Source organism: Ancylobacter sp., from assembly GCF_965249975.1.
In the GTDB taxonomy this organism is placed as follows: domain Bacteria; phylum Pseudomonadota; class Alphaproteobacteria; order Rhizobiales; family Xanthobacteraceae; genus Ancylobacter.
The window spans coordinates 118,836-125,528 of record NZ_CBDFNE010000009.1 but is presented as its reverse complement, the minus strand read 5'-3'; the positions used below and the strand labels follow the sequence as shown (position 1 = coordinate 125,528).

Below are 6,693 nucleotides of genomic sequence, written 5' to 3'. Positions count from 1 at the left end.
GATGGGCGGGCGCTGCGGGCCCTGGTGCTGCTGGGGGTGATCGCGACCTTTTTCATGGTGCCGGGCGAGCATCTGCGCCGCATCGCCTCCGCCTTCGACTGGGCGGAGCTGGTGCCGCCCAAGCCTTACCGCGTCGACGCCTGGGTGACGCCGCCCGGCTATACCGGCCGCGCGCCGATCCTGCTGCCGGGCCTGCGCTCGCAGGAGGTGGCGCAGGGAACGGCGGCCGCACTGCCGGACGCCGGCGCGACCTTTGAAGCGAGCGCGATGGCCGTGCCGGCCGGCAGCGAGCTGGTGGTGCGCATCATCGGCCTTCCCGATGCAAGGCTGGTGACGCAGGGCGGCCTCGCTGCCGCCGTGCCTAGGGAAGGCGAGGCGGCAACCGCTGCTTCCGCTCCGGCGCCTGCCGCCTCCGCTCCCGCCGCCTCCGCTGCTGCCGCGACTCCGCCCGCTTCCGGCGACGAGCGGCGCTTCGTCATCGCCGCCGATGGCAGCGCCGCATCGAAGGGCCGGACGGGCGCTTCGTCTCCTGGCATTTCCGCGCCCAGCCGGATACGCCGCCCACCATCGAGCTGACCAAGGAGCCGCAGGCCTCCGGCAACAACGCGCTCGCGCTGAGCTACAAGGCCGAGGACGATTACGGCATCGCCAGCGCCGAGGCGCGCTTCACCGCCCTGCCGCCGGCCCCGCCGCTGCACGCGCTGAAGAATGCGCCGGCGCCCGCCGCGCCGCGCCCGCTGGTGGACGCGCCGAACTTCCCGCTGCCGCTGGTCGGCGGCCGCTCCCGCGCCGCGACCGGGCAGACCACCAAGGACTTCACCGAGAATCCCTGGGCCGGCACTAAGGTGGAAATGGTGCTGGTGGCGCGTGACCAGGCCGGCAATGTCGGCCAGTCCAAGCCGCGCAGCTTCACCCTGCCGCAGCGCAGCTTCTCCAGCCCGCTGGCGCGAGCGCTGATCGAGGAGCGGCGGCGGCTGGCGCTCGACGCCAATGAGCGCGAGCGGGTGCAGGCGGCGCTCGACGCGCTCGCTATCGCGCCGGAAGTGTTCACGCCGGAACCCTCGCATTATATGGGCCTGCGCACGGCCTATTTCCGCCTCGCCAATGCCCGCAGCGACGAGGATCTGCGTGGCGTGGTGGACTATCTCTGGGAAGTCGCGGTCCGCATCGAGGATGGCGACCTCTCGGATGTCGAGAAGCGGCTGCGCGACGCGCAGCAGGCCTTGCAGAACGCGCTGGAGAACAATGCCTCCGAGGAGGAGATCGCGCGGCTGACGCAGGAACTGCGCGACGCCATGAACGAGTTCATGAAGGCGCTGGCCGAGGAGGCGCAGCGCAACCCGAACCGCGCCGACAACCAGCCGATGGACCCCAACACCCGCACGGTCCGTCCGCAGGACCTGCAGAAGATGCTCGACCGCATCGAGGACATGGCGAAGAACGGCGCCCGCGACGCGGCCAAGCAGATGCTGAGCGAGCTGCAGAACATGTTGAACGGCCTGCAGGCCGGGCGGCAGCAGCAGCGCCAGCAGCAGGGGCAGAGCCAGATGTCCCAGTCCATGGACCAGCTCGGCGATATGATCCGCCGCCAGCAGCAGCTGCGCGACCGCACCTTCAAGGAAGGGCGCGAGGGCCAGCAGGACCAGGCGTTCAACGAGCTGAAAGAGAACCAGGAAAAACTGCGCGAGCAGCTGCGCCAGCTGCGCGAGAAGATGCAGCAGGCCATGCGCGACCGGGGCCAGCAGGGCCAGCAAGGCGAAGGCGAGCAGGGTCAGGGCCAGCAAGGCCAGCAGCAGGGCCAGGACGGCAAAGGCCAGCCGGGGCAGGGTCAACAGGGCCAGCAAGGCCAGCAGGGACGCGGCCAGGGCCAAGGGCAGGGTCAGGGCATACCGGGCGACGGTGGTCTCGGCCAGGCCGAACAGGCGATGCGCGAGGCCGAGCAGGCGCTGGGCGAGGGCGACGGCACCGGCGCGGTCGACGCCCAGAGCGAGGCGCTGCAGGCGCTGCGCCGCGGCGCCCAGCAGATGGCCGAGGCGATGCAGCAACAGCAGGGTGGTCCCGGTGGCGAGGGGCCGGGCGGCCCCTCGGGCCAGACCGCCGAGCGCACCGACCCGCTCGGCCGCCCGATGCGCTCGCGCGACTATGGCGACGACAACACCGTGAAGGTGCCGGAAGAGATCGACATGCAGCGCGCCCGCCGCGTGCTGGAGGAACTGCGCCGTCGCTTCGGCGAGCCGGACCGGCCGCGCCTCGAACTCGACTATCTCGAAAGGCTGCTGCGCGACTTCTGAGACCGCGTGAAGGGCGCGTCGCCTGACGGCGCGCCCGCTGCGCAGAGGCGGCGTCCGTCTATTTCTCCGCCTCGGGGATGTAGCCGATGAAAGGCAGCTGGCGGAAGGCGTGGGAGACATCCATGCCGTAGCCGACGACGAAATAATCCGGGCATTTGAAGCCGACGAAATCGGCCTCGATCTGCACCGCGCGCTTGTGCGGCTTTTCCAGCAGCACGCACACCATCACCCGGCGCGCCCCGCGCGCCGCCAGCAGGTCCTTGGCGAAGGCCAGCGTACGGCCGGATTCGAGGATGTCGTCGATCAGCAGCACGTCGCGCCCGCGCACATCGGTTTCGATGTCGCGCAGCACGGTGACATGGCCGGAAGAGATTCGGGCGTCGCGGTAGCTCGACAGGGTGATGAATTCCACCTCCGGCGCCAGCCCGGCATGGTGCATGGAGCGGATGAGATCGGCGGCGAAGACGAAGCTGCCCTTGAGCACCGCGATCACCACCAGCTTCTCCGGCGCGGCCTCGACGATCTCCTCGACCAGCTCGCGGTTGCGCTCGGCAATGGTGGCGGCGTCGAACAGCACCTCGATCCGGGCATCGTGATAGGGGTGCCCGGCCTCGGTGGCGGTCGCGGCGGTATTTTCTTCGGTCATCGGCTTCCTCTTGCGCGGCAGGTGACGCACCCTGTGTTTTGCCGGCAGGATGAACGGGCCGTCCCCGCGCGTCCAGCCTGGTTTCCCATTACCGGCCCGCGCGGCCTGTCTTTTGCGACGCCGCGCACACGCTATGTTAGAGGTCGCGCCATCAGAATCAGCGGGCGGCATGTCCCGTCGAAGGATTGAGTCTTGGTTCGCTTCGAAAATGTCGGCCTGCGCTACGGCATGGGCCCGGAGGTTCTGCGGGATGTCACCTTCGGCATTCCCCCGCATTCCTTCCAGTTTCTCACCGGGCCGTCGGGCGCCGGCAAGACGACGCTGCTGCGCCTGCTGTTCCTTTCGCTGCGGCCGACGCGGGGGCTGATCACCATTTTCGGGCGCGATGCCGCCAAGCTGGCACCGGACGAGACCGCGGCGCTGCGCCAGCGCATCGGCATCGTGTTCCAGGACTTCCGCCTGCTCGACCATCTCAGCACCTATGAGAATGTCGCACTGCCGCTGCGCGTGCAGGGGCGCGAGGAGACGAGCTATCGCGCGGAAGTGACCGAGCTGCTGCACTGGGTGGGGCTGGGCGAGCGCATGCATGTGCTGCCGCCGGTGCTCTCGGGCGGCGAGAAGCAGCGTGCCGCCATCGCCCGCGCGCTGATCAGCCGACCGGAAATCCTGCTGGCGGACGAGCCGACGGGCAATGTCGATCCCAGCCTGGCGCGCCGTCTGCTGCGCCTGTTCCTCGAACTGCACAAGAGCGGCACCTCGGTCCTGATCGCGACCCATGATATCGGGTTGATGGACCAGTTCGACGCGCGCCGCCTCGTCATCAATCAGGGACGCCTGACCGTCTATGACTGACCAACGACCCACGTCATCCGGACGGCTGGCGGCGGTAGCCGGGCGCCTGCGGGCGCCGGCAGCGCCCGAAGCCGAGCGGGCGACCCGGCCCGGCCCCGGCGCCCCCGCGGTGAAATCGGCGGCGCAGCGCCCCATCGTGCCCAGCACGACGGTGACGACGCGGGCGCTGATCGCGGTCATCGCCATCATGACCTTTCTCGCCGGCATCACCATCGGCGCCGTCTCGGCGGTGAGCAATGTCGCGGCGGAATGGACCGCCGACATTGCCCGCGAGGCGACGATCGAGATCAAGCCGGGCGACGGGCTCGATCTCGACGCCGCACTGGCCAAGGCGGTGGAACTCGCCAAGGCGACGCCGGGAATCGCCGAGGCGAAGGCGCTCGACCCCGCCGCCACCGCCCGTCTGCTGGAGCCCTGGCTCGGCGCCGGGCTCGACCTCGCCAATCTGCCGGTGCCGCGGCTGGTCACGGTGACGCTGGCCGCCTCCGCGGATGCGCAGACCCTGCCCGCCTTGCGCGAGGCGCTGACGCGGCAGGTGCCTTCCGCCAGCCTCGACGATCACCGGCTCTGGGCCGAGCGGCTCGCCGCCACCACGCGTACCGCGATGACCATCGGCCTCGCCGTGCTGGCGCTGGTTGCCACCGCCACCGTGCTGTGCGTGACGGTGGCCACCCGCGCGGCGGTGGAGGCGGCGCGCTTCGTGGTGGAGGTGCTGCATTTCGTCGGGGCGCGTGACACTTTCATCGTGTCGGAATTCCAGCGCCATTTCCTCACCGTCGGCCTCAAGGGCGCGGCGGTCGGCGGTGGCGCGGCGGTGGCGCTGTTCTTCCTCGGCTCCACCGTGCCGGCCTGGCTGCGCGTCGACCAGCAGATCGACACCTTTGTCGGCGCGATGACCATCGACGCGCGCGGCTATGGCGGCATAGTCGGCGTGGCGGTGCTGGTGGCGCTGGTGACGACGCTGACCTCGCGGCTGACCGTCTACCGCACGCTGCGCGGCATCAGCTAGGGCGCGCCGTGTCCATGCTCTCCCCTTCCGATCCCGCTCGCGCGCCCATGCCCGGCCGCTCCCGCCGCTGGCCGTGGCTGTGGATCCTCGCGGCCGTGCCGCTGGCGGCGCTCCTCGCCTTGCTCATCGGCTTCGCTGTCTTCGTCGCCGGGATCGAGGGCCGCGAGGCGCAGGCGGGGCGGGCGGCGGACGGCATCGTCGTGCTGACCGGCGGGTCCGAGCGCATCGCGGAAGCCACCAATCTGCTGCTGGAAGGGCGGGGCAAGCGCCTGCTCATCACCGGCGTGCATCCCGACACCACGCTCAATGAGATCGTGCGCACCGTGCCGGCGACGCGCGAGGCGCTGGAATGCTGCGTCGAACTCGGCCGCTCGGCGCTGAACACGCAGGGCAACGCCATCGAGGCCGGCGAATGGGCCAAGGCGCAGCATTTCCGCTCACTGCTGGTGGTCACCTCGGCCTGGCACATGCCGCGCGCGCTGGTGGAACTGCGCCGCACCACGCCCGGCATCACGCTGGTGCCCTATCCCGTCGTGCCCCGCCGCGTGGAGGAGAACAGCGGGCCGACCTTAGCCGGCCTGCGGCTGCTGGCGGTGGAATATGTGAAGTTCCTCGCCGCCTCGCTCGGGGTGCGCGCCTGGCCTGCGGTGACATCGCAAATGCGTGAAACGGGGCGGTTACCAGCCCCTTAACGCGGCTTGTCAAGGGAACCTTCAGCATCTTCGCGGATTCCTCCACAGACAGTGTTGACGCCGCAAACAGATGTTCTAGATTTGTTCCCATGATGACACGCGACACCACCCGCTTTGATTCGCTTGAGGACGCCGGCCCGCTCAGCGCCAGCGGTTTGCTGGCGCGTCGCTTCCGCCTCTGGCGCGGCACTGATGGCCGCCGTCAGGTCTATTCCGTCTATGCCGCGGAGGAGGCGCCGGACTATCCCGCCGCCGTCGCCATAGCGGTACGGATGGAAGGCACGCGCCGCATTCCGGTGTGGGCCGGGCCGGCCGGGGCGAAGGCCCGGAGCGCCGCCATGGCCACCGGCGCGCAGGAAATCCATCTGCGCGTGCTGCCCGACGCCGAGAGCGGCACGCTGGCGCCGATGTGACCGGCCCGACCGGACCTCGATCATTTCACCGTTTCACGGAAACAGTGAAATGATCTAATTCTTTGTTTTGTCGCGTTTTCTTGACGCGAACCGGTATCCACTTCGCTCGAAAACGCTTTAGAGCCGGGCGACCAGCCAGCTGATCTCCGCGTCGCGAATGCCGAGCTCGGCCAGATGCCGGGCGGTGGCGGTGACGTAATCCGCATTTGGCCCGCCCACGCCGTGCCCCTGGCGGATGAGATGCAGCCGCTCCTCCGCCGTGATCTGCCCGGCATATTGCGCGTGCCCGCGATCGACCAGAAACACCACCGCCGGCACGGCGCGGGTGCTTCCGTCCTTCAGCCACACGCGCCGCACGGCTTCACGATAAATGTTCGTGACCTGCTCGCGCTCGCGCAGATAGGCGAGCGTCGCCTCCGCCTGTTCCGGCGCGACGCGGAAGGCGATGCCGACGCAGGCGCCGCCACGGTCGAGGCCGAGCACCAGGCCGGGCTTTTCCGGCGTTCCCCGCCAATGCACCGATTTCACGCAGAAGGAACGATGCGCGCCGATGAGCTTGCCGGGTACGCGCTCCTCATAGGCGAAGCCCGGGTTCCACATCAGTGAGCCATAGCCGAAGACCCAGAGCGGTTCGCCGGGGGTGAGGGAATGGATGGCGTGGCCGGCGGCGGGCATGGCGGGCACCTGCGAGGCTCTGACGAAGGACGCGAGCGGGGGGAATCGGCGCCGCCGCCGCTTGCCACTTCTGCTTGCCCGGCTCCGCGTTCTGGCGCAAGCGCCGCGCATGACC

General features: G+C 69.7%; 6 protein-coding genes and 1 pseudogene. 5 read left to right on the top strand and 2 right to left on the bottom strand.

Annotation, left to right across the window (positions count from 1 at the left end; all coding sequences use genetic code 11):
* Positions 1 to 54 precede the first annotated feature (54 nt).
* A pseudogene (locus tag ACP2AH_RS10125) lies at positions 55 to 2,291 on the top strand (TIGR02302 family protein).
* A gap of 58 nt (positions 2,292 to 2,349) precedes the next feature.
* Here the strand turns inward: ACP2AH_RS10125 and hpt are convergent.
* A complete protein-coding gene (hpt, locus tag ACP2AH_RS10120; protein WP_421699285.1) occupies positions 2,350 to 2,937 on the bottom strand; it encodes a hypoxanthine phosphoribosyltransferase in 588 nt (195 codons plus the stop codon).
* Between the two features lie 192 nt (positions 2,938 to 3,129).
* On the opposite strand from hpt, the gene ftsE reads away from it, so the two are divergent.
* The 4 genes from ftsE (at position 3,130) to ACP2AH_RS10100 (ending at position 5,903) form a co-directional block, all read left to right on the top strand.
* A complete protein-coding gene (gene ftsE, locus ACP2AH_RS10115) occupies positions 3,130 to 3,789 on the top strand; it encodes a cell division ATP-binding protein FtsE (RefSeq protein WP_421699286.1) in 660 nt (219 codons plus the stop codon).
* On the top strand, positions 3,782 to 4,798 hold the full coding sequence (locus ACP2AH_RS10110) for a cell division protein FtsX (protein WP_425105680.1): 1,017 nt from the start codon (positions 3,782 to 3,784) through the stop codon (positions 4,796 to 4,798). The genes ftsE and ACP2AH_RS10110 overlap by 8 nt, the downstream gene beginning before the upstream one ends.
* A gap of 14 nt (positions 4,799 to 4,812) precedes the next feature.
* Positions 4,813 to 5,490 carry a YdcF family protein gene (locus ACP2AH_RS10105; protein ID WP_425105679.1) on the top strand — a complete coding sequence of 226 codons (678 nt, stop codon included), beginning with the start codon at positions 4,813 to 4,815 and terminating at the stop codon, positions 5,488 to 5,490.
* An 89-nt stretch (positions 5,491 to 5,579) separates the two neighbouring features.
* On the top strand, positions 5,580 to 5,903 hold the full coding sequence (locus ACP2AH_RS10100) for a hypothetical protein (protein ID WP_244450252.1): 324 nt from the start codon (positions 5,580 to 5,582) through the stop codon (positions 5,901 to 5,903).
* Between the two features lie 117 nt (positions 5,904 to 6,020).
* Here the strand turns inward: ACP2AH_RS10100 and ACP2AH_RS10095 are convergent, their stop codons facing one another.
* Entirely contained in the window at positions 6,021 to 6,578 is a 558-nt protein-coding gene (locus tag ACP2AH_RS10095; protein WP_425105678.1) for a gamma-glutamylcyclotransferase, read from the bottom strand.
* Positions 6,579 to 6,693 lie beyond the last annotated feature (115 nt).